Source organism: Prochlorococcus marinus XMU1419 (assembly GCF_017695955.1).
Classification (GTDB): domain Bacteria; phylum Cyanobacteriota; class Cyanobacteriia; order PCC-6307; family Cyanobiaceae; genus Prochlorococcus_A; species Prochlorococcus_A marinus_AD.
In genome coordinates, this window is the sequence record NZ_JAAORO010000001.1 from 57,587 (window position 1) to 82,280 (window position 24,694).

A 24,694-nucleotide genomic window follows, 5' to 3' on the forward strand; every position below is an offset into this window, starting at 1 on the left:
CCTTTAGGATCAAGCAGCAACTGGTGCTGTTTGACGGGAGAAACTAACGATTTTGTTAGCATTTGTGTTTTTGCTCTAACCGAGCAGGCTTCAGTCACCTTCCTTATGCCCCGTCGAAACCATTACAACCCCAAATAGTGGAGTTGAGCGGAATCGAACCGCTGTCCGAAACATCGGTTGAGATCACCTAGTCCAATTGGACATTTATATTCTGACAGGCAAAATGAGTATTGAATAGTTTTTTTAAGTTTTTATCTTATATGAATGTAGTGGCATCAGCTCCAGAGGGACTAGAGAAATATTTAGCTAAAGAAATTTCAAATTTAGGCGGCTTTAATATTAATACTCATAAAAGATTTGTTAATTTTGAATGTGATTTTGAAACTTTCTATAGAGTTCATTTTTATTGCAGATTAGCGTTTCGTTTTTATAGAGAAATTACCAGTTTTAATTGCTATGACAAGCAATCTTTATACGAAGGGGTTAGAGATTCATTTGATTGGTTAAGTTGGTTGCATTATAAAAAAACGTTTAATGTTCAAGTAACAGGGAGAACATCTTCTTTAAGTCATACACATTTCACTGCTCTTGAAGTTAAAAATTCCATAACTGATTTACAAAAGGCAGTTTGGAATAAAAGATCCAATATTTCCTTAGAAAATCCTGATTTTATCATTCACCTTCATTTAAATAATCATAAAGCAATTATCAGTCTTCAAAGCACTGTGGAAAGCTTACACAAAAGAGGATATAGACCCGCAGTTGGAAATGCCCCATTAAAAGAAAATTTAGCTTCTGGATTGATAAATATGACTCAATGGAATGGCAAAGTCCCTTTAATTGATTTTATGTGCGGCTCAGGAACTTTTTTAATTGAGGCAGTTAACCAATTTCTTGAAGTTCCTATTAATATGGATCAAGTATATCTTTTTGAGAATTGGTTGGACTTTAGGAGGGATATTTATCTTAATGAAAAAAGTAAGGCAAAAAATAAAATTATAGATTATGACAAATTACCAACAATCATAGGCTGTGAAATTAATAAAAAGGTTTTTGAACAGGCGAAAGTAAATATATCATTGGCTGGACTTGAAAATTATATTGAACTTATAAATAATGATTTTTTAGAACTAAAATTAAAATGTAAACCAGGGATCATACTGTGTAATCCTCCATATGGCAAAAAATTAGGCGATGAAAATGAATTGATCTGTTTGTATGAGCAAATGGGAGTCTTCTTAAAGAATAATTTTTCAGGTTGGGAATTTTGGTTGCTAAGTGGAAATCCAAAACTAACAAAATATTTGAAAATGAAATCTTCATTGAAAATTCCTGTTAGCAATGGTGGAATAGATTGTAGATGGATAAAGTATTTAATAAGATAATTTATTTTTTGCCTAAAACAGCCTTTGTTGTCTTGCCTAAACCCTCTAATGTTTGAGGAAGGTAAGGTCCTTTAGCTAATTTTCCTCCAAGCTTCAAACTTAAGCCTGCAAGAAATAAATCGATAAATATTATCAGTAATAAATTATATTCAATATTCCAGTTATTATATTTCGTAAGAAAAAGATAAAAAATAATATGGATGCAAATTAGTACTGATAATAATAATGTGCTGCCAATTGCCAAAAATATTCCACCACTAATTAATCTTCTTTTTTCTCTATCTACTTCTTGAAGAGCTATTCTTACATGCAGATCCATTACTGAACTTGCGATCGCTGAAATTCTTGAAGCAGTATTTGCAAAGTTTTTACTTTTTGGTTTTTCCATATTATTTTCTGCCACTATTTAGGAGAGTACCTATTAGTAAACCAATACCAGCTGCAATAGCAATAGATAATAGTGGTTTTTTTCTTATTGGACTTTCTATTTTTGGTCTAAGAGTATTGTTAAGTTCTTCTAATAACTCTTCTAATTGACTTTCGATAGGTTCAATTTTTTCTGATATCTCCCAATTGTTTTCTCTTATTGAATCAATGATTTCAAATAGTTGGCGTTTTGTTCCAATTGCAGAGGTTCCACTATGGCTAGAAATTACTTCAACTAAATCATCAATACTCCCTTTTGTGGCGTCAAGGGTTTGTTGTGCAATGGTAGGCCACTTTTCTTTTATTAAAGGTATTAAACTATCAATTTTTTCAAGTAACCATTTTTCAGAGATAACTTCTTGTTCAGGAAGTTCAGAGTTATCTTCTTTCTCTTCTACTTCTTTGGGAGGATGGTAAGTCTCCATTTTTTATACTTGTTTATTTAAGATTAGACCCTATTTTATTGATTTGGAACCCTTATCTAAAGAATTGTGCGATTTATATAAAATAAAAACATATAAAAGTTTATTTACATTTTATTTATCTACGCTGTTCTGCAAGAAGGTTTTGTTAAGCTATTACTGAATTTATTAAAAGAGTTTAAATTTCATCATGAATATTACATTTGCATCATTAATTTTTGCATCTCGCACAATCCCTACAGATTTTGGATTAATAGCTGCTGCTATCGCTGGAGCTGGAAGTTTGCTATTCATTGCTTTAAGATTTGTTCCTGACGCAAGTAATTAAATAACGGGAACATCTTTGAGAAGATATATCTTTATCTCAACTATGTTTTGAAAATAGATTCGATTTATTTATCAATTAAATAATGAATAAATGGGTTTTGCTTGAACATAAAGTTTATTCTGATAACTCTTTTGATATTCATTTTGATTTTCTTGTTGAAAATGGAATAGATTGTTTAACTTGGAAATTTTTAAAACTACCTTTATTAAATCAAGCTCCTATAGAAATTTCTAAGCAGCCAAACCATAGACTTGTTTGGCTGTCCAGGATAGACCATGAACTTTCTGACAATAGAGGGTTTGTAAAAAGAATTGATCATGGAATATTTAAAAACGTTTCTAATAAATTGGATCCTGAATTTTATCGTTTCATATTGGATGGTAAACTTCTTTCTGGTTTATTTGAAATTTCGGCTAATTCTTGTAAATTGAGCAAAAATTATTAATATTCTTTTTATAAATAAACGTAATATTTCTATTGAGAATTTTTGCGAATTAGTTATGCTTACTTAGCTATATGAGACTTTAGATTGGTACATATCAATCAGGTCGAGTTTGAAAATTTTAAATCTTTTGGGGGAAATGTAAAAATTCCTCTTGAAGAGGGTTTTACAGTGGTTACAGGTCCTAATGGTTCTGGGAAAAGTAATATTTTAGATGGAATTTTATTCTGTTTAGGTTTAGCTAATAGTAGAGGGATGAGGGCTGAAAGATTACCAGATCTAATAAATAACTCAAAAGTTAAAGAGGGTAAGTCATCAGAAACATCTGTATCGGTAAAATTTAATATTCAAGATTGGTCTCCCAGAGAGGACCTTCCGCCTTTGGAACTAGAAGAAGAAGAAATTGCCCTTAATAAAGCTCAAAAAGAATGGGTAGTTTCTAGAAAATTAAGGCTTATGCCAGGTGGTTCTTATGCTTCTACTTATACTTCTGATGGAAAACAATGTACCTTGCAACAAATACAGAGAATATTAAGAGATATTAGTGTTGATCCTGAGGGCAGCAATGTAGTTATGCAGGGTGATGTCACAAGAATAGTATCAATGAATAATAAGGAGAGGAGAAATCTTATTGATGAATTAGCTGGAGTCGCACTTTTTGATACAAGAATAGAACAAACTAATTCAAAATTAAATGACGTTTTCGAAAGACAAGAAAGATGTGAAATTTTAGAAAATGAATTGCAATCTAATAAGAATAAGCTTGAAAAAGAATGTGAAAAAGCAAAGCGATATAAAGAGTTAAAGGCAAAACTACTTCAAATAATAGAATTAGAGAAAGTTCTTATTTTTGATAAACAAGTTAAGTATGTTGAATCTATAGAAAAAAAAGAAAGTGAAATTGAAAAAAATAAAATATTATTTAATAAACAAAAAGAATCTATTCATAAAGAAATATCAGTCTTAGAAGATGCTTTGAAAATACTGGTTGATGAGCTTAAGGAGAAAGGAGAGGATAAATTGATTAAAGTGAATTCTGATATTGGAAGTATTAACTCTAGCTTGCGAGAACTTGATAGGATATCAAGTTTGAATAAAGAAGAAGGTATTAATTTACAAAAGCAGAGAGATGAAATTGCAATTTCTAAAAGGAATATTGAGACAGAAAAGATGAGACAAGAAAATTTTGATGATAATTTTTTAAATCAATTGAACTTGCAAATTGATGATTTAACTTTAAAACATAAACTATCCAGAAAAAAACTTTCTGATGCGGCTGGAGAATCTGGAGAATTCTCAAAACAAAGCATTAAATTAAATTCTGAGCTTGAAAGTATAAAAAATCAAATTAATCCTTTGGAAATAAAAAAAAGGAAAGTTGAAGAAGAAACTATTCAAAATAATATTCAAAAAGATGAGATATTATCTCAGATTGACGCCTTAGAGTTAGAAAAGCAGAAACTTTTTGAGGGAAATCAAAGAAAAAAAGAGATATCCGATACAAAGAATAAAAATTTGGCAAGTAATAGCTCAGACATTAATTCTTTGAAAAATGAAATTGATTTATTAAATAAAACTAAAATAAGGCTAAACGATGAGCAATTAAGGCTTGAAAAGAATTTATCTAGATCTGAAAGTAGAAAGGAGGCTTTAAATGAATCCAGAGGATCGTATGCTCTCAGAATTCTTTTAGAGGGAGGGTTAGAGGGTATACATGGTTATGTAGCTCAACTTGGAGAGGTCAGTGAGAAAAATAGATATGCATTAGAAATTGCTGCTGGAAATAGGCTTGGACAAATTGTTGTTGATAATGATCATATTGCAGCAAAAGCAATTGAAATTCTTAAAAAAAAGAAAGCAGGAAGATTAACTTTCTTACCTTTAAATAGAATTAAAAGTCAAAATAAGAATTATGCAATTTCAAGATTTGAAAATAATAGGGAGAATGGATTTATTGATAAAGCTATTAATCTAATTACTTTTGATGAAGTCTACTCAGATGTTTTTCGATATGTTTTTGGAGATACTTTGGTTTTTTCAGACTTATCCTCAGCTAGGCTATCCAAACAAAAAAATAGGTTGGTAACCTTAAGTGGTGAATTATTAGAAGCAAGTGGTGCTATTACAGGAGGCAGTAAGTTAAATAAAGATTTGGCTTATAGGTTTGGAATTAATAATGATATTGATGATTCAAGTCCTATAAAAGAAAGATTATTAATTATCGAAGAAGCTTTAAAAGAGTCAAATAATGATTTGATAATAAAAAATAATAGACTTAGTAAATTAAATTCTTACCGCAGTCAAATAATTGAGGATTGTGCCTCAATTAATAAAGAAATTGAAGTAAATCAGGATTCTCTTAAGGCTTTCTCGCAAAGAATTGAGGATTGTAAATCGAGATTAAATAAACTTGATACTGCTAATAATTTATTAGTTAAAGAATTAGATCATTTAAAAAAAGAATTGAAGCCTTACCACGATAAGTTTGATCAACTGCAAACCATTCAAAAGGCTTATTGTGAAAAAAATAAAAAATCATCATTAATAGATTTCAATAATGATTTTAATAATCTTGATAAGAAACTTGAATTACTTATTAAGGAGAAAGACACATTACTAGAAAAGAAAAATCAATTTGCTTTAAATAAAGAGCGTATTAAAAATTCATTAGAAATTATATTATTACAAGAAAAAAACTTGCAGGAATCTATCAAAGAACTTGCAATCGCTCATAGTCAATGGATAGAGAAAAGAGATAAATTTACAAAAGAGCTTTTAGTTCTCGATAATCAAAAAAAATCTCTTGAGAATGATCTAGGTTTGTTGAGAAGGAAAAGAGATGAATTAAATACTTCAATTTCAAATAAAAGACAAGAATATAACAACTATTTACTGAAGCTTGAATATCTTGAAAGGGATATGCATACTCTTAAAGAAGAGATGAGAAGTGAAAAAATAAAATTAGAAAATTATAAAAAAGATCTTCCTAACCCTGCCCCTAAGTTTGGAGAACATGAAGGGAAGACTCTTGAATCTTTGCAATCAGAAATATCGATCATAAATGGAAACTTACAAAGCTTAGAACCGGTTAATATGTTAGCTCTTGATGAATTAGAAGAATTAATTGAGAGATTAAATGGTCTGAGAGAAAAATTAGAAATTTTATCTAATGAAAGATCTGAATTATTACTGAGAATAGAAACTGTATCGACTATGCGTCAGGAGGCTTTTATGCAAGCATTTGTAGAAGTTGATAAACACTTTAGAGAAATTTTTGCAAATCTATCTGATGGAGATGGCTTCCTCCAACTTGAAAATCCTAATTCTCCTTTGGAAGGAGGATTAACTTTAGTAGCCCATCCTAAGGGGAAAAATGTTAGAAGATTAGCCTCTATGTCAGGTGGTGAAAAATCATTAACTGCTTTAAGTTTTTTATTTGCTTTGCAAAAGTATAAACCTTCACCTTTTTATGCATTAGATGAGGTTGATAGTTTTTTAGATGGCATAAATGTTGAAAGGTTGTCAAAATTAATATCTAATCAGTCATCAAATGCTCAATTTATAGTCGTAAGTCATAGAAGGCCTATGATTAGTGCGTCTGAACGAACAATTGGTGTTGCGCAAGCAAAAGGAGCTAATACTCAAGTTATTGGGTTACCAAATGCTGCATAAACACACTTTTTTAATTTTATACGTCAGAATGATAAAAAGAAATTTATGAGCTTGTCTAACACATCTGCTAATAAGAATCTCCCTAACTCAGTTCCTAGCGAACGTTTATGGTTAAGGTCAGAATTAATGGGGACACAAGTTATAACTACTGATACTGGTAGGCGTTTAGGCGTTGTTGGCGAAGTGGTTGTTGATATTGACAGAAGAGAAGTAGTCGCTTTGGGATTAAGAGATAATCCACTTACAAGGTTCTTACCAGGTTTACCAAAATGGATGCCCCTGGAAAGTATAAAGCAAGTTGGAGATGTCATATTAGTCGATTCCCTAGATTCTTTGAGTGAAAGTTTTTCTCCAGAAAGATACGGTAAGGTAATTAACTGTCAGGTGATTACTGAATCTGGACAACTTTTAGGAAGAGTACTTGGTTTTTCGTTTGATATCGAGACCGGAGATTTGATTTCTCTTGTCATGGGTGCAGTTGGTGTTCCACTTTTGGGTGAGGGAGTTTTAAGTACTTGGGAAATTCCTGTTGAGGAAATTGTAAGTAGTGGTACAGATAGAATTATTGTTTACGAAGGTGCTGAAGAAAAATTGAACCAACTAAGTAGTGGGCTTCTTGAGAAACTTGGAGTAGGGGGTTCTTCATGGGATGAAAGGGAAGCAAGTAGATACTCGGCAAATCTCGTACCAGTTGAGAATCAGTTACTTTCAGGTTCTGAATCAGAACAGCAAAATAATTTGGTTGAGGAATATGCAGAGGCTGTTGAACAAGATGATTATGAAGATGATTATGAAGATGATTATGAAGATGAACTTGAATATGTTGAAATAAAGGATTCTTCAGAGGAAATTGATAACAGAAAAAAGCTATATATGGAAAATGATTATTCTGATAAGATCGAGAATCAAAATAGTTACAATCAAATAGATGAAAAGAAGAATATTGATTTTAAGCAAAATAAACGGTCAATAACTAATTTAGCTTCGAAAAGACCAATTCAAAATTCAATAGAAACTTTAGATATTGAACCACTGGATGAACAAAATTTAATTAAAGATAATAAAAAATCAGAAAAGTTTGAAATTGATGATCCCTGGTAATTGTCAAAGTTTTTTTATTAAATTAATAATCATAGAAGCAAGTTTTTTTGCGGCACCTTTATCACCCCTTTCTTTGTGTAAATTATCAGTAATACTTTTTAATTGATCGCTATCTTTAATTAGAAATAATACTTCTCTGGCAATTTCTCTAGGTGAAATATTTCCTATCCTTTCAGGGACAATCATTCTTTTAGCTTTAATATTAGGCCAAGCAAAAAACTTCTTTTTTTTAAAATAAAAATTTTTAATTGTAAAGGTTATTAATTTATTTATAAATGAAATTCTTCCAATTACTCCAAAAACACCATCCCAGGCATTCATCATATTTAAATGTTGAGTTGGTAGAACAACTAACATTGGTAGAGTAATTGCAGCTAATTCTGCAGTATTTGCTCCAACTGTAGTAATCGCAAGATCACATTCTTTTAATATTTCATAGCAAGGATGTTTTTTAATTAGATAAATTTTTGTATTTTTTGATGTTTCAATAACATAATCAAAACAGGAGTCTTTGATGTTTTTAATAGTTTTGATTTTTGATGAATAATATCTTGAAATTGGATTTCCCTCGCTTAGAAAAAATAAATATTCATCTTTATTAGTGGTTGGGGCAATAGGAATTATAAAATTTATATTTTTACTTTCTTTAGATATAAGATCTGCAATTTCTAAAAAAAAAGGAATTCCAACAGAGAGCTTTGCTTTTTTAGAACCCGGCAATAATGCAATATAGTTTTTTTCTTTATTTTTTAATGATACTTCACTATCAAATTTAATATCTGCCATCAAATCGCCAATAATTTGACATTTATTTTTATGTTTTTTAGGAATTAACTCTTTTACTTTTCTATTCATAGCAGCAATTTCGTTTGTCCATTGAGGCCATCGTGAAATCCATTCAGCATATGTGATATTTAAATAACCTAATCTTTTAGCAAGTAAAATGCTCCAAAATTGATCTCCGCCAAGGAAAATAACTATTCCTTTTTTTGGCCAACTCGCAAAGGAATGTGGGTTTATTAATAATTTCCAAAAACTTTTGGGTTTTGTAATTAATTCGAATTTATTCCATGAATTTGCAACTAAAAATTCTTTACCAGTGGCGTTTGGGCAAGGAACAAGGACCAACCTAAGAATGATGTCTAGTTTATCGTCCTCAAATAATGATTGATTTATTTTGTTAAGCTCATCCACTACAGGATTTACCCATGTAGTTAATTCACCAGGACCATTGGAAATTATAACTACTGCAACTGATTCTTTTTTCATTGCAGTTAAACCATAATACATTAAATGCGGACGGCGAGACTTGAACTCGCAAGGCCTAAGCCACACGCTCCTTAGACGTGCGCGTCTACCAATTCCGCCACGTCCGCAAAGGGTTTTCAGCAGCCTGGGGATGCTTAAACCTTAAAAATATCATACATTATTGGCTGAATTAAGCATGTAGTACGAAAAGAGTTTTTTTGAATATGATGAATAATTTTTCTATTGCATAAAACAAATATTTATACATATATAACGTTTTAGGTTGTATTGTAAAAAATGTCCTCTGATCACTAAAAAATTTTGTTGAATACTTTGGCAAATAATTTTTTATTTTAAGTCATTTCATTTCTTCAATTTTATTTTCATAATGGTTGAAAAAGTTTTAATTGCTAATCGTGGAGAAATAGCTTTACGAATTGTCAGAAGTTGTAGAGAACTAGGTATTGCAACCGTTGCGGTTTTTAGCACTGTAGATAAAAAAGCATTACATGTTCAGCTTGCTGATGAGGCGGTTTGCGTAGGAGATTCATTAAGTAATAAGAGTTATTTAAATATTCCAAATATACTTGCTGCTGCAACATCAAGAGGAGTTGATGCTATTCATCCTGGTTATGGATTTCTTGCGGAAAATGATAAATTTGCTGAGATGTGTAACGATCATGGCATAGTTTTTATTGGCCCATCTCCTAAAGCTATTAGATCAATGGGAGATAAATCTACAGCTAAAGAAACTATGGAAGCAGTTGGAGTTCCAACAGTACCTGGTAGTAAAGGCTTGTTATCAAATGTAGATGAGGCTTATAAATTGGCAGATGATATTGGCTATCCGGTAATCATTAAAGCCACTGCTGGAGGAGGGGGAAGAGGTATGCGGTTGGTTGAAAAATCTGATAATCTAGAAAAAATGTTTAAAGCAGCTCAAGGCGAAGCAGAAGCAGCTTTTGGTAATGATGGTTTATATATGGAGAAATTTATAAAGAAGCCAAGACATGTAGAAATTCAAATCTTGGCCGACAGGTCAGGTAATGTTGTTCATTTAGGAGAGCGAGATTGTTCAGTGCAAAGAAGACATCAAAAGTTGCTAGAAGAGTCTCCTAGTCCTGCAATTAATACTGAGCTAAGAAAAAAAATGGGGAATGCAGCTATTGCTGCTGCAAAAAGTATCGGCTACGAAGGAGCCGGGACAGTTGAATTTTTAGTTGATGATGATAATAATTTTTATTTTATGGAGATGAATACTAGGATTCAAGTTGAACATCCTGTTACTGAAATGGTTACAGGGGTTGATTTAATAGCTGAGCAAATTAAAATCGCAAGTGGAGCAAATTTGGAATTTAACCAGGATGATATCCATTTAAATGGTCATGCTATTGAATGTAGAATCAATGCTGAAGATCCTTCACACAATTTCCGACCTTCACCTGGAAAAATAACTGGGTGGCTTCCTCCTGGTGGCCCTGGTGTAAGGGTGGATAGTCATGTCTATACAGGCTATGAAATTCCTCCTTTTTATGACTCATTAATTGGTAAATTAATAGTTTGGGGAAAGGATCGTAATACTGCAATTAAACGTATGAATAGGGCTTTAAATGAATGTGCAATAACTGGTATTCCCACAACAATTAACTTTCATCTAACCTTACTGAATAAATCTAAATTTAAGCAGGGTAAGATACATACTAAATATGTAGAAGAAGAATTATTGCCAAATTACTGAGAAAAAATTAAATGATTCCTATGAAATATGTGTATGCAATGCAAGTTTTATAAGCCCTTGCTGACCGACTAAAATTTCTCTTAAAAAGCTTATAACTCCGATCCAAATTACGGGTCCAACATCAACGCCTCCAATAGGAGGAATTAGTTTTCTTGTTAAATTAAGAATAGAGCTTGATGGTATTGAAACTAATAACCATATCCCTTTACTTAAATCAATTTTTGGGTACCAACTAAGTATTAATCTTATTAGAAAAACTATAGTTAGATATGAAAGAGAAATTCCTAAACTAATATCTAAAATTTGAAGAGAGTTTACAAGCAAGAAATCACAATTATTTAACTCATCTTAATAAATAACCCATTGAAACGTATTTAATTCGTATTATAAATTGAGAATTTAATATTTAAAAAGTGTTTCAAATTTCGAATTTATTATTAGCCGCAGATTTTTCTGCTGAAGTTGCAAATAATTCCGCAGTCGGAATGATAGGTAGTTTTATTGCTGCTGCCTTACTTATCGTTATACCAGCCACTGCATTTTTGATTTTTGTCAGCCAGAAAGATTCCCTCGATCGTACTTCTACTGGAAGACGCTAGTTTTTGTAGAAGTTTTAAGTACACTATATATAGGGGATATAAGTAACCCTTTAAAAAATAATTTTTTGGAGAAAGAATGTGGTCAATGCTAGTCTCAATTGGGCCAGTATTGTTGGTATAGTTCTCGCGGTATGTGGGGGAGGCCTTTATTTTTTGAGGTCCTTTAAGCCTGCCTTGGCCAGGGATTATGATGTTTTCTTCGCAGCAATTGGACTTTTGTGTGGAGGAATATTATTTTTTCAAGGCTGGAGGTTAGATCCTATCCTTCAGTTTGGTCAGTTTTTACTTGCAGGAACTACAGTTTTTTTCGCATATGAAAGTGTGCGATTGAGGGGAGTTGCTACTGATCAAGCTAGAAGGTCATCTTATTTTGACGATGATCCTATTTCTGATGGTCCCAGAAATTCTAGAGGCCGATTTAATGACGATTACGATAGGTTTGAAGAACCTGAGAGACAATCCAGAAGATTTAAACCTCAAGAAGATGAATTTGAAGAAGACTATATGGAGGGGAGATCTCGTAGGAGGAATGTTTCAAGAGCCATACCCTCTGCTGCAGCAAGTAGAAGTAGGCCATCTACAAGGGAAATAAGTCAGTTTGAAAATGACGAACCTATAAGAAGGAGAAGACAGACTTCTGAAGATAGAAATAGTAAACAACCAGAAACAAATAACTTTGGTGAGAGAAGAAATTTATCTCGCGATGAAGTTAAAACAGGGTCTAGACCCAGAATGAATCGTACAGTTTCTAGAAAAGATAATATCTCTAGTCCTGATGGTTCTTCTCCAGTAAGAAAGAAACCTACTAGATCACCTATTAGGCAGCAAACTTCAACAGCTGAAGTAGAAGATGCATCATTTAAAGATGCTAATCAAGCCAAAAAACCACGCGAGACCCGCAGAGTAAGTTCTTCACCTAGATCAAGTACAAAAAATCAAAATAGTAGATATAATGTTGGAATTAATAAGAGGAAACCTAGAGATAACAGTTCTAGATTTGATGATTAATCATAAGATTCCCGCCCATTTTAAAAACGATTGTTTACTAAATAATTCAATAAGTACTATTGCTAGGAAGCCAATCATTGCAAATCTTCCATTAGTTATTTCAGAATAACTACTCCATCCAAATTTGTATTCATCTTTAATTTCTATAGATTTTTCATCTAATGTATTGTTTTCAATTTGTTCATTGATCTGATTCGTATCATTTTGCTCTTCTATAAAACTCTCATTCTCTAAATTAGTTACTTCTGAGTTAGTTTGCTCTTCTTTAGAATTCATTTTTTTTACTAATCATTAAAATTATACTTATCAGAAGTCAATAATTTCCAGTCTCCCTGACCATTTAATTCTAAAATATTTTCATGAAAATCTTTTAAGCTAGGTCTATGTCCAACACTAATAAGAGAAAGTTCTCGTTCCTTTAGTAAACAATATAGTTTTTTTTCGGTATCAATATCTAAGGCACTTGTTGCTTCATCAAGTACTGCAAATCTTGGAGAGTTTAGTAAGAGTCTTGCAAAAGCTAATCTTTGTTGCTCGCCTAAGGAGAGAATTCGTGGCCAATCTTGTTTGATATCAAGATTAGGATACCGATCCACTAAAGTTTTTAAATTTACTTCATGAAGTACAGAAGTAAGATGTTCATCACTAAATTTATTGACTTCTGTGGGATAACATAATTGTTCCCTTAATGAACCAAGTAGCATATATGGTTTTTGAGGTATGAATAATAATTCTCCAATTTTTGGTTTTTTAATTACTCCCTGATCGGGTTCCCATAAACCACTAATCATTCTTAGTAAAGATGTTTTTCCGCACCCAGATGGTCCTACTACCAAAAGTGATTGATTATTGTCGATGCTCAAATTTAAATTTTTAATTATTGTTTTATTTGATCCTGGTGGGCAAAGGTCAGCATTATTAATAAGAATTGAGGGGTAATCTGAAATAACGTTTTGATTGCTTGTTGGATTGGTTTGACTAATGGATTCAACTTTTGATTGGAATCCTTCTAATCTGCCAATACCAGCAGTAAATTTTGCGAGTTCTTCAATTTGATTAACAATGAAAAATAACGAACCTTCAACCATGCCAAATGCAAAGCTTGCCTGGATAAAGCGTCCATAATCAATATCACCTTTAAAGTAAGGGATTGCCATTATTAAATATGGAAAGAAATTTCCAGCATAATTAATGGATCTTCTCATTACGTCTATTATTACTCTCCATATAATCAGTAAATTAAAGTTTCTCACCACTTCTCCTAAGCGTCTTTCAGTTTCACTTCGCTCAGGATTCTCTCCAGAGTAAAAGGCTATTGATTCAGCATTATCTCGAATATGTACTAAGCCATATCGAAAATCTGCTTCATATCTGAGTTGATCAAAGTCAATCTTTACAAGATTTTTTCCAGCAATTAAGAGGATAGAAGTTGCAAATGCGGCGTAACCAAATAAAGAAAAAGTAAGTGTTGTACTAATACTCCATAAAATAAGAATATTAAGTGAAAATGTTAGTAGGGCATCAAAAATACCTAATGTGAAAGAGAGACTTTGCCCGGTAAAAGCTCGGGTATCATCTGTGATTCTTTGATCGGGATTATCTACATCGGTTTGTTCTTCATCATTGGGATTTAACTGGTAATAAGCTTTATTAGTCATATAATCTTTGACTAGACTTTTTGAAAGCCATTCTCTCCAAATTATTCCTAACTTATATGTAAAAAATATTTGGGAAACCCGTATCGGTAGAGCCACAGCGAAACAACAAGCGTAAATCCCCAATATCCGATAAAATCCATCTTCTTGTTTTTCTACTAAAGCATTTGTTAAATCTCTTGCAATGAATCCAATACCTGCGTTTATTCCGTTTACAGCTAAAAGCATTAATACAATTATCGCGAGGAATAACCAATGTAACCATCTACGGTTTTTTAATTGACGTCTTAAGCTAAAAAAACTTCCTGATCCAATTAGAAATAATGCAGAGAAAAGCAATCCCCAACTCCCAGCCCAAATTGAATTGACAGTATTTACTACACCTCCGAAATACTTATCAAGAAAAATTGGTTGAAAGCTTTCAAAAAAACTTATTATTCCTGTAAGACCAACAAGTACTACTCCACCAACACAAAATAAAAGAGAAATTAAGAGCCAAATGAATTGGAATCCATTACATTGATCTATGGGAAGAAAAAACGGCTGAGATAGCTTCCTTAATTTTTGTAATTGGTACAGTATTTTGGATTTATTATTAACTGCTTTATTCATTAATAGACTAGTGTTATGAATTAAATTATAACTTTTAGTAGTCTATTGACCAAAGCCAATAAATGAAAGTGCCCAGTCAGGTAAGTTCAAGTAATTCAAGATTGTTGCATCAAATTCATGAACTTTTGGAAAAGATTTATCTAATGCCCACCATAGTAGAAAAGGTAAATTAAATAAAATTTGTAATTGCCATTTATAAGTTAAAACGTTCCAAATTTTTATTAACTTAGTTTTGAGTGAATCATCTAGTTCTTCCCAATTTTTTTGAATTAAATTGAATAAATTTTTAGATTCTGTATTTAACGATTCTGGAGTATTCATTTTGTTTTTATTTATTTATAACCCATTAATATTTCTTTCGAGAGTTTTAACCTGGCGGCCAATTCATTTTTCTTCCAGATAAAAAATGAATATGTAAATGAAAAACTGTTTGTCCCGATTCTGCTCCAGTGTTAATTACTGTTCTCCAATTAGTTAAATTTTTTGATTTAGCTATTTTGCTACCAACAAAAAGTAAATGCCCTAATAAATTTGCATCTTGCTCAATACATTCTAATAAACTGATTATTGGCTTTTTAGGAATCACTAAAAAATGTACTGGAGCTTGTGCCTGGATATCATTAAACGCAATACAAAACTCATCTTCATAAAGCTTATCGCAGGGTATTTCTTCATTAATGATTTTTTGAAATATTGTTGTTTCAGTCATTAAATGAATTAATTAATTGAGATAACGTCTTTTTCGTTAAACCCTTCTTTTAAAAGTTCTTTGTTCAAATCATCTTTTGATGTAACTCTATCTACAAATAATATTCCATTTAAGTGATCCATCTCGTGTTGAATACACCTCGCTAGAAGTCCATCTGCTTTCATTTTACGTGGTCGTCCCATTTCATCTCTAAATTTTAATTTTATAGTTGATGGTCTTACTACATTCAAATAGACACCAGGTATACTCAAGCAGCCTTCTTCGTATGAATTAAGGGTTGTTCCAAAGTCTGTAATTTCTGGATTGATTAATATTAAAGGTTCTGCTGCTGAATCTTCAAAATTTACGTCTATGACAAGAAGTTCTTTGTTGATTCCAATTTGAGGTGCAGCAAGTCCAATTCCTTTAGCTGCATACATGCTTTGAAGCATTTCTCTAGCAAGTTTTCTAATGGATTCGTCAACTTTAGTTATTCTTTTGGAATTTTGTCTTAATACATCATCACCAAGTTTATAAATGTCTAGAGATGGCTTACCTGGTTGTTCTTTTGCAATTTTTTCTGCGTTACCATTTGTTCTTGACTTTTTTGCAAGTTGTGAAAAATGGTTTGCCACGTTAAAAAAAAGGTTTTTACTTAATAGTTTAGCTATAAAAATACTAGCACTTTAATTTGCATTCTTTATAGTTTTTTTAAATGAGTAATGATGATCAGTTAAAAGTTAGACATACTGTATCTAAAAAAAAATCTTTTAAGGAATTAACTATTGTTAGGGATATCATTTTTTGGATTGATCCTGTTGGTGAAGGTCAAAATGAAAATGCTATTTTTGTAAGACCATTTAATGAAAAAGAGGCGTTTCCTCAGAAATTAACAAGTAAAAAATATAATATTAAAAATAACTTTCATGGATATGGTGGTAAATCTTATAAATGTATATTTTTAAAAAATAATTTTTATTTGATATGGATAGATCAGATTACCAATGCATTATGGTTTCAAATTTTTAAAGAGGTAGCATCAAATTACAGAAGTCAAAAAAGATACCTCGATTCAGTGCAAGAACCCAGACAACTATCTAAATCAATTGATGGAAATTTCGATTCTTCATTTGTTATTTCTCAAAAAAATTTTTTGTATGGTATTTGTGAAATAAATAATAGAGATTACTTATTTTCTTTAAACTTAAAAAAAACTAAACAAGATGTTTATCGAATAAAAAAATTTAAAAATTTCGCTGGAGAATTATCTTCTAATAATTCTTTTAGCTTACTTTCTTGGGTTGAGTGGGATTCGCCATACATGCCCTGGGAGAAAAATGATCTTTGTTTTGCCACAATTGACTTAGATGGAGAGATAACAAAAATAAAAAAATTCTCAGATAAGCTGATTAATGTCAAAAAAAACGTTTCTTTTTTTCAGCCTTATTGGATAAGTGAAACCATTTTAGTATGTTCTGAAGATAGTTCTGGATGGTGGAACTTATTGTTTTTAGATGCTAGTAAAATTGAAAATATTTTTATTAAAAAAAGAGTAGAGAGAAATTTTGTTGAATATGGAGTACCTCAGTGGGTCTCAGGAATCACATTTTTTTCAGGGGATATAAAAGATTTATTTTGTTTAGCAAAAAAAGAAAATAATTTACTAGTTGAACAATATAAAGATCTTCAATTCGTTAAAGAATTTTCTACTCCTTTTGCCTCAATCAGTGATTTTAGTGTTTTTGAGAAGAAAGTAGTTTTGAAAGGTTATGGATCTGATTTTCTTGGAAATTTACTTGAAATTGATTGTAATAAGCAAGTTTTATCAAATGTTTTTGAGGAAATAAATGCTGAATATATAAAAGATTGTTCAAAACCTGAATCTTTTTGGTTTAAAGGTTTTGAAGATAAATCTACTCATTCTTTTTTATATAAGCCGCTAGTTGAAAAATTTAGAAAACCACCGCTTTTTGTTAGAGCTCATAGTGGACCAACTTCATTTTTTGATGGATCATATAATTCTGAAGTTCAATATTGGACGTCGAAGGGATTTTTTGTTGCTGAAGTCAATTATGGAGGATCATCAGGATTTGGCAAAGCATATAGAGAGAGGTTGAATTATAAATGGGGTATTGTTGATTCTTATGATTGCAAATCACTAGCTCTTGAATTAATTAAATCAAATCAAGTTGATAGTGATAAAGTAGTAATTTTTGGGAACAGCGCTGGTGGGTTAACTGCATTGAATTGTTTATTATATGGGTCTATTTTTACAGCAGCAATTTGTAAATATCCTGTTATTGATTTGAAGGATATGCATCAGAACACACATAGATTTGAAAAAGATTATTTAAATTCTTTGGTAGGAAATTATGCAAAAAACCATGATGATTATATAAATAGATCACCGATAAATCATATTAAAAAAATAAAAAAACCTATCTTATTGTTTCATGGAAAAAAAGATACAGTTATTTCTTATGAACAAACTTTAAAAATTCAAGAAATTTTGATTCAGAATAATAAATATTCAGAAGTTATTTTTTTTGATAATGAAGGGCATGGTTTTAGAAATATTGAAAATAAAGAAATAGTAATGCAAAAATCTCAGGAATTTTTAAAAAATGCTTTGAATATTTAAGAATTGATTTTTAGAAAATCAATAGTATCTTTTAATTTTTCTATAAATATATCAATTTCTTCCTTATTGGTTGTGAAATTCATGCTGATTCTAGCTGTTGATTTAATTCCAATGTATCTGTGAAGAGGTTGACAGCAATGGTGGCCACTTCTGATGCAAATTCCTTTTGAATCAAGAATTTCAGCAATATCATTTGAATGTATATTTTTTATATAAAAGGTGGCAAGTGAGGCTCTGTCTGGATCTATTTCTGGCGATGGACCTATGATTTCAATATTTTCTATTTGATTTAATTTTTTAAATAAATATTTAGTAATAGTATTTTCATATTTATGAATTTCATTCAATCCAATATTGTTAATATAATTGATCGCTTCTGCAAGACCTATTGCTTCTGCAATGGCTGGAGTTCCAGCTTCAAATTTGTGTGGTAGCTCTGCCCAAGTACTTGTCTCTTCAAAAACATCCTGAATCATTTCGCCACCTCCAAAGAGAGGAGGAATTTTTTCTAGGATTTCTTTTCTTGACCAGAGGAAACCGATACCTGTAGGACCGCATAATTTATGTCCTGATCCAGCTAAAAAATCTATATTAAGATCTATCACATCCAGTTTTTGATGAGCTAAACTTTGACATGCATCAAGTAACATTAAAGCACCTTTTTGTTTAGCTAATTTAGTTATTTCTTTGATTGGATTACAGCAACCTAGAGTATTACTAACATGTACTATGCTAACAAGTTTAGTTCTAGATGTTAGTTTTGATTTAAAGTCGTCTATATCTAATTTCCCATCTTTATCTATACCTATAAACTTTAATTTGCATTGATTTTTTGCTGCAACCATTTGCCATGGAACAATATTGCTATGATGCTCCATTATTGATAGGAGAATTTCGTCGTTTTCTTTTAATGAATATTCTCCCCATGATCTAGCTACTAAATTGATTGCCTCAGTAGCATTTCTTGTGAAAATAATTTCTTTTGCTGAATTCGCTTTTATATATTTGCTAATTAAATATCGTGCATTTTCAAATTCTTCTGTAGCTTTAGCACTTAATTGATGTGCCCCTCTATGTACATTGGCATTAAAGTTTTTGTAATATTCATCAATTTTTTTTAAAACTTGTATTGGTTTTTGTGTGGTTGCCGCATGGTCTAAATAAATAATTTGCTCATTACTTTTTAAGTTCTTATTTAAAAGAGGAAAGTCTTTCTTCGTTATTTCGGGAAAATTTTGAATCGTTTCCATTAATTCTCATTTAAAAGTTTATCAAGCAAATCCCATTTATCTTTTGAAATGGGAATAAATGAAATTATTTCTTGAAAGTAAGAACTTAATTGTAGTTTACTTGCCTCTGTTAATGTGATCCCTCTTGTTCGCATATAAAAAAGTTCCTCTTCATTTAGTTGCGAGATTGTAGCACCATGTTTGCATTTGACATCATCAGCAATTATTTCTAATTGGGGTTTGGTATCTATTTGCGCGAGGTTTGATAAAAGTAAATTTCTGCTTAATTGGGAAGCATCAGTTCTCTGGGCAATTTTCGGAACTATTATTGAACCTTCAAATATTGCATGTGATTTATCATCAGCAAGTGATTTATTAATTTGATCTAGAAATCCATTTGGTCCATTAAATTCTATTTTTGTATAGGTTGAAATCTGCTCATCGTTTTTTGTTATTTGCATACCTTTGATATTTGTTTTAGCGTTTCCAGCAGATTGTTTAATACTAATTTCAAATCTCGCGTAATTAAATTTGAAATGTAAAGATCCTAAGTTGTATGTACTATTTTTTTCTTGAATTACATTGAGAGAATTTAATAGATTTGATCTGATTTCACCGTACGAAACAACACCATGATTTACGGAACTATTTTCTTTCAAGCAAAAGAAAGTTGATTGAGATAATGAAGAGTTTTCTTTACCAAGATTTACTTGTAATAATTCAACATCACAATTCTTTTCTAAAAATATTACGAGGGTTTTTGCGGTTAAAGAATTACTTGATGCGTGACTAAAAATTTCAATAGGAGGAATTTTTGATCCATTTATTTTTAATCCCAAAATATTATCTTTACAACTTAAAGATAGATTTAGCAGGTCACTCCAATTTTCGTTTTGCTTAAAAAAAGATATCTCTTCTTTGATATATTTTTGTAATTCATCCTCACTTAATTGCTGTATTGAATAATTTTCCTTTATTAATTTAATTTGGCAATTCTCACCAATTATTAATCTAATATTACTTTGAGAATTTTTTGGATATGGTATATCATATTTTGAATCTTTTTCATTAACTGAGTAATCTAAAAAGTTTGACAATTTTGATTTATTTGAAAGTCTCCATAGTTCACTTTTAGGATTAGGGAGAGGGCTTGATTGTAATTTATGAAGACAGATTTTTTGTATTTCTGTGAGGTTATCATCCGATTTATTAGTTTTTATTTTTTCAATAATTTCCATTTTTCAGGTCTCTTTTATAAAGTTATCAGTCCATTCATACCCTTTTTCCTCAAGCTCTAGAGCAAGATCACTCTCACCAGTTTTTATGATTTGCCCGTCTGACATAACATGGACATAATTTGGTTTAATCTCATCTAATAATCTTTGATAGTGGGTAATAAGTATAATTCCAGTTTGTGTATTAGATATTTTTTTAATTCCTGATGCCACTATTCTTAGAGCATCGATATCTAGACCAGAATCGGTCTCATCTAATATTGCGATTTTGGGCTCAAGTAAAGCCATTTGCAGAATCTCATTTCTTTTTTTTTCACCTCCGGAAAAGCCTTGATTGACACTCCTCGATAGGAATGCATGATCCATTTTCACAATTTCTAATTTTTCTTTAACTAATTCTTCAAAATCAAAAGTATCCAATTCTTCTTTATTGAGGAATTTCCTTCTAGCATTAGTTGAAACTCTAAGAAACTCAAGATTACTTACACCTGGAATCTCAATTGGATATTGAAAACCAAGAAAAATTCCTGATTGAGATCTCTCTTCAGGTTCAAGAGAGTTGATGTTTTCACCTAAAAATTTTATGTTGCCATTTGTAATATTATACGAGGGATGTCCTGCAATGATTTTCGAAAGAGTACTTTTGCCACATCCATTTCTTCCCATAATGGCATGGATTTCTCCAGGATAGACAGTAAGTGAAACCCCTTTTAAAATTGGAAGATTATCAGTAGATGCAGATAGATTTTCAACTTCTAAAATTGGATCTGATTCTTTCATTTTACTTTGCATTTCAGTTTAGAAATTGATTAATTAACCTACTGATCCCTCTAGTTTAAGTGCCAGTAACTTATCTGCTTCAGCAGCAAATTCCATAGGTAATTGATTAAATACATCTCTGCAAAAACCGCTGACCATCATAGATACTGCCTCCTCAAATTCTATACCTCTGCTTTGGAGATAAAAAAGTTGATCTTCTGAGATTCTACATGTGCTTGCTTCATGCTCAATTTCAGAATTGGGTTGTTGAGATTTGATGTAAGGGAATGTATTTGCAGAAGCTTGATCCCCTATTAACATTGAATCACATTGACTGTAATTTCTTGATCCTGTAGCTTTTGTTCCCATTTTGACAAGACCTCTGTAGCTATTTTTTGAGTTACCTGCACTAATACCTTTGCTAACAATAGTTGATTTGGTCTTAGGACCAATATGGATCATTTTTGTGCCGGTATCTGCTTGCTGAAGATTATTGGTGAGAGCCACTGAATAAAATTCTCCAACAGATTCTTCCCCTAAAAGAAGACAGCTAGGATATTTCCATGTAATTGCAGACCCTGTTTCAACTTGAGACCAGCTAATTTTACTTCTCTTACCTAAACATTTTCCTCTCTTGGTGACAAAATTAAAAATTCCGCCAATACCTTCTTCATCACCAGCATACCAATTTTGCACTGTTGAATATTTTATTGAGGCGTCGTCAAGAGCTATGAGTTCCACAACGGCAGCATGTAGGGTATTTGTATCAAACATTGGTGCTGTACAGCCTTCTAGGTAACTTACAGAACTTGATTCTTCAGCAATGATAAGAGTTCTTTCAAATTGTCCAGAATCTCCACTATTAATTCTGAAGTAAGAAGATAGGTCCATGGGACATTTAACACCTTTTGGGATATAAACAAAAGAACCATCACTAAATACAGCAGAATTTAGTGCTGCAAAATAATTATCACTAGCTGGAACAACTGTACCTAAATATCTTTCAATCAAATCCGAGTGATTTTTTACAGCTTCACTAATTGAGCAGAATATAACTCCATGTTCAGCAAGTTCTTCTCTAAAAGTAGTAGCTATAGAAACACTATCAAAGACTGCATCCACCGCTACATTTGTGAGTTTTTTTTGCTCGGTAAGAGGTATTCCTAATTTGTCAAAAGTCTCAAGAAGTTTGGGATCAACTTCATCCAAACTAGAAATTTTCTCTTTTTGTTTGGGAGCAGAGTAATAAATTATATCTTGATAATCGATTTGTTTGTATCCTAATCCTGCCCAATCAGGTTCATCCATTTTTTGCCATTTTTTAAAAGCTTTTAATCTAAAATCAAGAAGGTATTGTGGTTCCTCCTTTTTTTTTGAAATAAGTCTAACTATATCTTCATTCAATCCCTTTGAAATTTTTTCAGTTTCTATATCAGTAACGAAACCATATTTGTAAGGCTCTTTTACTACATCTTTAACTAAATTTTCGTTGGCCATGTTATCCAAAAATAACTTATTACAATTAGATTTATATACTCTAACGAAAGATACCCCCATTATTGAGTTTTTTTCTTTATTAAAACTAAAAATTAATGTCTAATCATCTTGATCCATTGTCTAACCCCTTAAACGTGCAAACTATTCAAGAAATTGATAATCTTGATCTACCAATAATGCAGAAACATCATTTAAGAATTCTCGCTCATTGCTTACAGATTTTACAAATTCTCAAGGTAGATAATAGTTGTGAATATCAAAACAAAAATCTCTTGAGAGAATGGTGTGATAATCAATCCCAAAAATTTGATGATAAAAAATTTAGTGATCTTTTTTATGAGCAATTAGAATCAACTTCAAAAAAATTAAATATTTTTTCAAAAAAATTAGGTAAAAGTATTGAGGATTTAGAGATAGATGACTTAGTACTTCTAGTTGAAGAACGCTAGAACCTCTCGAATTGATCCCGAAGAAAAAATATATTTTTGTTGAGTCGTTAACAAATGTAGGTAATAAAATTTAAAAAAAAGAAAAATTAATTTACATTAAAGAAATTCTAAAAATTTATTAATTGTATTGATACCAACTGTTTTGACGAGAAATATCAATTCCGAGAATTTTTGAGTAGTCAGAGGATGCTGACGACAGGGCAAAAAGACACACAATTAACAAAAAAAAAGAACATACTGATCCCAAATAAAAACGGAGATTTTAAAGTGGCTGATGGGATCATGAATAAAGATCAATTACTCTCACTTACCCTCAGACAATTACGTCAAGAAGCAAGTAAATTATCAGTACCGCTATATAGCAGAAAAACAAAGGCTGTTTTAATTGATTTAATAATTAAATATCAAGAAAAATCCTCCAAAAAAATATCTACCAGTTCATCTCAGCCAAAATTTGAAGAAACTTTAGATTCCAAAATTTACAATAGTAGTGAAGAAGTCAAAACAAATGTAGTTTTCTTACCGAGAGACCCAGATTGGGCATATGTTTTCTGGCAAATTTCTGATTCTGATCGAGAAAAAGCACAAACATTGGGAGCGAATAAATTATGTTTACGATTATTTGATGCATCTGGTTCTGAAGGTACCAACTTGAATCAAGGAACTCTAAGAGAGATAGCAGTTGATAGCTATAGTACTGAGTGGTATTTGCCAATTCCACTTGCTGATAGAGACTATAAAGTTGAATTAGGTTACAAATATGGCTTTAACTGGATGTCTTTGGCTTTCTCTTCCATAAGTCATGTTCCTGGATCCCATCCATCTGAGCAAATTCTTGATAAATTCGTACCTTTTAATCTGGATTCCACATCTGAATCAATACCAGATATTTCTAATCCTGTTGCTTCAGAGCAAAATGGTATGCATGAAAGGTTATACCAAGCAGCAACTAATATTCCTCTCAGAAGAAAAGTTGGTTCTGAAGAATTTATGGAAAATGTAAATTCAACAAATCTCAATGATAATCTTACAGACTCAGGTGCTGGTAAATGGTCGTCTGGTTTAAACGATTCTGGAAGTGGAATTGTTAAAAATAGATCTTTTTGGCTCGTTGCTGATGCTGAATTAATTGTTTATGGAGCTACAGAGCCTTCTGCAAAATTGACAATAGGTGGAGAAGATGTTCCTCTTGCTGCAGATGGTACTTTTAGAATTCAAGTTCCATTTAGAGACGGGACTCAAAAATATGATATTAAAGCTGTTGATGTATCTGGAGAGCAAGAAAAAAGTATATCAATGAAATTTGATAGAACTACTCCACTTGACGACACTAATGAAAAAGATAATGCTGAAACTGAATGGTTTTAACAAAATAAATTAATGCTGAAAAAAATTGTAGCTTTTACTCCATTGCTTGGGGCATTAACCTTTCCACTAATAGTGCCAATTACAATTTCTAAATTCGGTGTTAACTATGGAATTCTCAGTACGTTATTAATTTCTTCATTATGGTTTATCGCTATGTTAAGAACTTCCGAAATGCCTCATTAATTTAGTTAG

General features: G+C 31.3%; 25 protein-coding genes and 1 tRNA gene. 12 read left to right on the forward strand and 14 right to left on the reverse strand.

Annotated features, from left to right (window positions below; all coding sequences use genetic code 11):
- The first annotated feature begins 260 nt into the window (after window positions 1-260).
- Window positions 261-1,385 (forward strand): THUMP domain-containing class I SAM-dependent RNA methyltransferase, encoded by a 1,125-nt coding sequence (locus tag HA151_RS00270; protein ID WP_209105586.1) that lies wholly within the window; start codon window positions 261-263, stop codon window positions 1,383-1,385.
- A 1-nt stretch (window position 1,386) separates the two neighbouring features.
- Here HA151_RS00270 and HA151_RS00275 read toward each other — a convergent pair whose 3' ends face one another.
- Together HA151_RS00275 and HA151_RS00280 are read right to left on the reverse strand one after the other, a co-directional pair.
- Window positions 1,387-1,773 (reverse strand): phage holin family protein, encoded by a 387-nt coding sequence (locus HA151_RS00275; RefSeq protein ID WP_209106112.1) that lies wholly within the window; start codon window positions 1,771-1,773, stop codon window positions 1,387-1,389.
- Window position 1,774: 1 nt separating this feature from the next.
- Window positions 1,775-2,236 carry a DUF883 C-terminal domain-containing protein gene (locus HA151_RS00280; protein ID WP_209105587.1) on the reverse strand — a complete coding sequence of 154 codons (462 nt, stop codon included), beginning with the start codon at window positions 2,234-2,236 and terminating at the stop codon, window positions 1,775-1,777.
- 187 nt (window positions 2,237-2,423) lie between these two features.
- On the opposite strand from HA151_RS00280, the gene HA151_RS00285 reads away from it, so the two are divergent.
- The 4 genes from HA151_RS00285 to HA151_RS00300 all read left to right on the forward strand — a co-directional run bounded on the left by HA151_RS00285 (window position 2,424) and on the right by HA151_RS00300 (window position 7,776).
- Complete coding sequence (locus tag HA151_RS00285) at window positions 2,424-2,561, forward strand: hypothetical protein (protein WP_209105588.1); 138 nt, start codon at window positions 2,424-2,426, stop codon at window positions 2,559-2,561.
- Between the two features lie 82 nt (window positions 2,562-2,643).
- Window positions 2,644-3,006 carry a hypothetical protein gene (locus HA151_RS00290; protein WP_209105589.1) on the forward strand — a complete coding sequence of 121 codons (363 nt, stop codon included), beginning with the start codon at window positions 2,644-2,646 and terminating at the stop codon, window positions 3,004-3,006.
- Between the two features lie 84 nt (window positions 3,007-3,090).
- Entirely contained in the window at window positions 3,091-6,675 is a 3,585-nt protein-coding gene (smc, locus tag HA151_RS00295) for a chromosome segregation protein SMC (RefSeq protein WP_209105590.1), read from the forward strand.
- Between the two features lie 45 nt (window positions 6,676-6,720).
- Window positions 6,721-7,776 (forward strand): PRC-barrel domain-containing protein, encoded by a 1,056-nt coding sequence (locus tag HA151_RS00300; protein WP_209105591.1) that lies wholly within the window; start codon window positions 6,721-6,723, stop codon window positions 7,774-7,776.
- A 3-nt stretch (window positions 7,777-7,779) separates the two neighbouring features.
- Here HA151_RS00300 and HA151_RS00305 read toward each other — a convergent pair whose 3' ends face one another.
- The gene (locus tag HA151_RS00305; RefSeq protein WP_209105592.1) at window positions 7,780-9,066 is read right to left on the reverse strand and encodes a glycosyl transferase; all 1,287 of its coding nucleotides are present in this window, start codon (window positions 9,064-9,066) and stop codon (window positions 7,780-7,782) included.
- A 4-nt stretch (window positions 9,067-9,070) separates the two neighbouring features.
- Window positions 9,071-9,152: transfer RNA gene (locus HA151_RS00310), tRNA-Leu, on the reverse strand.
- Between the two features lie 260 nt (window positions 9,153-9,412).
- On the opposite strand from HA151_RS00310, the gene accC reads away from it, so the two are divergent.
- Window positions 9,413-10,762 (forward strand): acetyl-CoA carboxylase biotin carboxylase subunit, encoded by a 1,350-nt coding sequence (gene accC, locus HA151_RS00315; protein ID WP_209105593.1) that lies wholly within the window; start codon window positions 9,413-9,415, stop codon window positions 10,760-10,762.
- An 18-nt stretch (window positions 10,763-10,780) separates the two neighbouring features.
- Here accC and HA151_RS00320 read toward each other — a convergent pair whose 3' ends face one another.
- Window positions 10,781-11,086, reverse strand: a complete 306-nt coding sequence (locus tag HA151_RS00320) for a YggT family protein (RefSeq protein ID WP_209105594.1) — start codon at window positions 11,084-11,086, stop codon at window positions 10,781-10,783.
- A gap of 89 nt (window positions 11,087-11,175) precedes the next feature.
- Between HA151_RS00320 and psbX the strand changes: the two genes are divergently transcribed.
- Together psbX and HA151_RS00330 are read left to right on the forward strand one after the other, a co-directional pair.
- On the forward strand, window positions 11,176-11,361 hold the full coding sequence (gene psbX, locus HA151_RS00325; RefSeq protein WP_025905805.1) for a photosystem II reaction center X protein: 186 nt from the start codon (window positions 11,176-11,178) through the stop codon (window positions 11,359-11,361).
- A 78-nt stretch (window positions 11,362-11,439) separates the two neighbouring features.
- Window positions 11,440-12,369 carry a Ycf66 family protein gene (locus HA151_RS00330; protein WP_209105595.1) on the forward strand — a complete coding sequence of 310 codons (930 nt, stop codon included), beginning with the start codon at window positions 11,440-11,442 and terminating at the stop codon, window positions 12,367-12,369.
- On the opposite strand, the gene HA151_RS00335 is transcribed toward HA151_RS00330, so the two are convergent.
- From HA151_RS00335 to def, 5 genes are read right to left on the reverse strand one after another with little or no spacing between them, the layout of a single operon-like run.
- Window positions 12,370-12,645, reverse strand: coding sequence for a chlorophyll a/b-binding protein (locus tag HA151_RS00335; RefSeq protein ID WP_209105596.1), 276 nt, complete (start codon window positions 12,643-12,645; stop codon window positions 12,370-12,372).
- 8 nt (window positions 12,646-12,653) lie between these two features.
- Window positions 12,654-14,636: an ABC transporter ATP-binding protein/permease gene (locus HA151_RS00340; RefSeq protein WP_209105597.1), complete on the reverse strand. Its 1,983-nt coding sequence runs from the start codon at window positions 14,634-14,636 to the stop codon at window positions 12,654-12,656.
- A 42-nt stretch (window positions 14,637-14,678) separates the two neighbouring features.
- Window positions 14,679-14,957, reverse strand: coding sequence for a hypothetical protein (locus tag HA151_RS00345; protein ID WP_209105598.1), 279 nt, complete (start codon window positions 14,955-14,957; stop codon window positions 14,679-14,681).
- A gap of 46 nt (window positions 14,958-15,003) precedes the next feature.
- A complete protein-coding gene (locus HA151_RS00350) occupies window positions 15,004-15,345 on the reverse strand; it encodes a histidine triad nucleotide-binding protein (protein WP_011862106.1) in 342 nt (113 codons plus the stop codon).
- A gap of 8 nt (window positions 15,346-15,353) precedes the next feature.
- Window positions 15,354-15,959, reverse strand: coding sequence for a peptide deformylase (gene def / locus HA151_RS00355; protein WP_011862107.1), 606 nt, complete (start codon window positions 15,957-15,959; stop codon window positions 15,354-15,356).
- Window positions 15,960-16,039: 80 nt separating this feature from the next.
- Here def and HA151_RS00360 point away from each other — a divergent pair, with 80 nt between their 5' ends.
- Window positions 16,040-17,965 carry an alpha/beta hydrolase family protein gene (locus tag HA151_RS00360; RefSeq protein ID WP_209105599.1) on the forward strand — a complete coding sequence of 642 codons (1,926 nt, stop codon included), beginning with the start codon at window positions 16,040-16,042 and terminating at the stop codon, window positions 17,963-17,965.
- Here HA151_RS00360 and HA151_RS00365 read toward each other — a convergent pair.
- Genes HA151_RS00365 through sufB form a run of 4 tightly spaced genes read right to left on the reverse strand, consistent with a single transcriptional unit; the run spans window position 17,962 to window position 22,685 of the window.
- Window positions 17,962-19,215 (reverse strand): aminotransferase class V-fold PLP-dependent enzyme, encoded by a 1,254-nt coding sequence (locus HA151_RS00365; RefSeq protein ID WP_209105600.1) that lies wholly within the window; start codon window positions 19,213-19,215, stop codon window positions 17,962-17,964. The two genes, HA151_RS00360 and HA151_RS00365, sit on opposite strands and share 4 nt — an antisense overlap.
- Window positions 19,215-20,432: a SufD family Fe-S cluster assembly protein gene (locus HA151_RS00370; protein WP_209105601.1), complete on the reverse strand. Its 1,218-nt coding sequence runs from the start codon at window positions 20,430-20,432 to the stop codon at window positions 19,215-19,217. Before HA151_RS00370 ends, HA151_RS00365 begins: the two co-directional genes overlap by 1 nt.
- 3 nt (window positions 20,433-20,435) lie before the next feature.
- Window positions 20,436-21,221, reverse strand: coding sequence for a Fe-S cluster assembly ATPase SufC (gene sufC / locus HA151_RS00375; RefSeq protein ID WP_209105602.1), 786 nt, complete (start codon window positions 21,219-21,221; stop codon window positions 20,436-20,438).
- Window positions 21,222-21,242: 21 nt separating this feature from the next.
- Window positions 21,243-22,685, reverse strand: a complete 1,443-nt coding sequence (gene sufB / locus HA151_RS00380) for a Fe-S cluster assembly protein SufB (RefSeq protein ID WP_209105603.1) — start codon at window positions 22,683-22,685, stop codon at window positions 21,243-21,245.
- A 95-nt stretch (window positions 22,686-22,780) separates the two neighbouring features.
- On the opposite strand from sufB, the gene HA151_RS00385 reads away from it, so the two are divergent.
- The 3 genes from HA151_RS00385 to HA151_RS00395 all read left to right on the forward strand — a co-directional run bounded on the left by HA151_RS00385 (window position 22,781) and on the right by HA151_RS00395 (window position 24,685).
- Window positions 22,781-23,134, forward strand: coding sequence for a hypothetical protein (locus tag HA151_RS00385; protein WP_209105604.1), 354 nt, complete (start codon window positions 22,781-22,783; stop codon window positions 23,132-23,134).
- A gap of 267 nt (window positions 23,135-23,401) precedes the next feature.
- Window positions 23,402-24,502 carry a DUF4912 domain-containing protein gene (locus HA151_RS00390; RefSeq protein WP_209106113.1) on the forward strand — a complete coding sequence of 367 codons (1,101 nt, stop codon included), beginning with the start codon at window positions 23,402-23,404 and terminating at the stop codon, window positions 24,500-24,502.
- A 12-nt stretch (window positions 24,503-24,514) separates the two neighbouring features.
- Window positions 24,515-24,685, forward strand: a complete 171-nt coding sequence (locus HA151_RS00395) for a hypothetical protein (RefSeq protein WP_209105605.1) — start codon at window positions 24,515-24,517, stop codon at window positions 24,683-24,685.
- The last annotated feature ends 9 nt before the right edge of the window (window positions 24,686-24,694 follow it).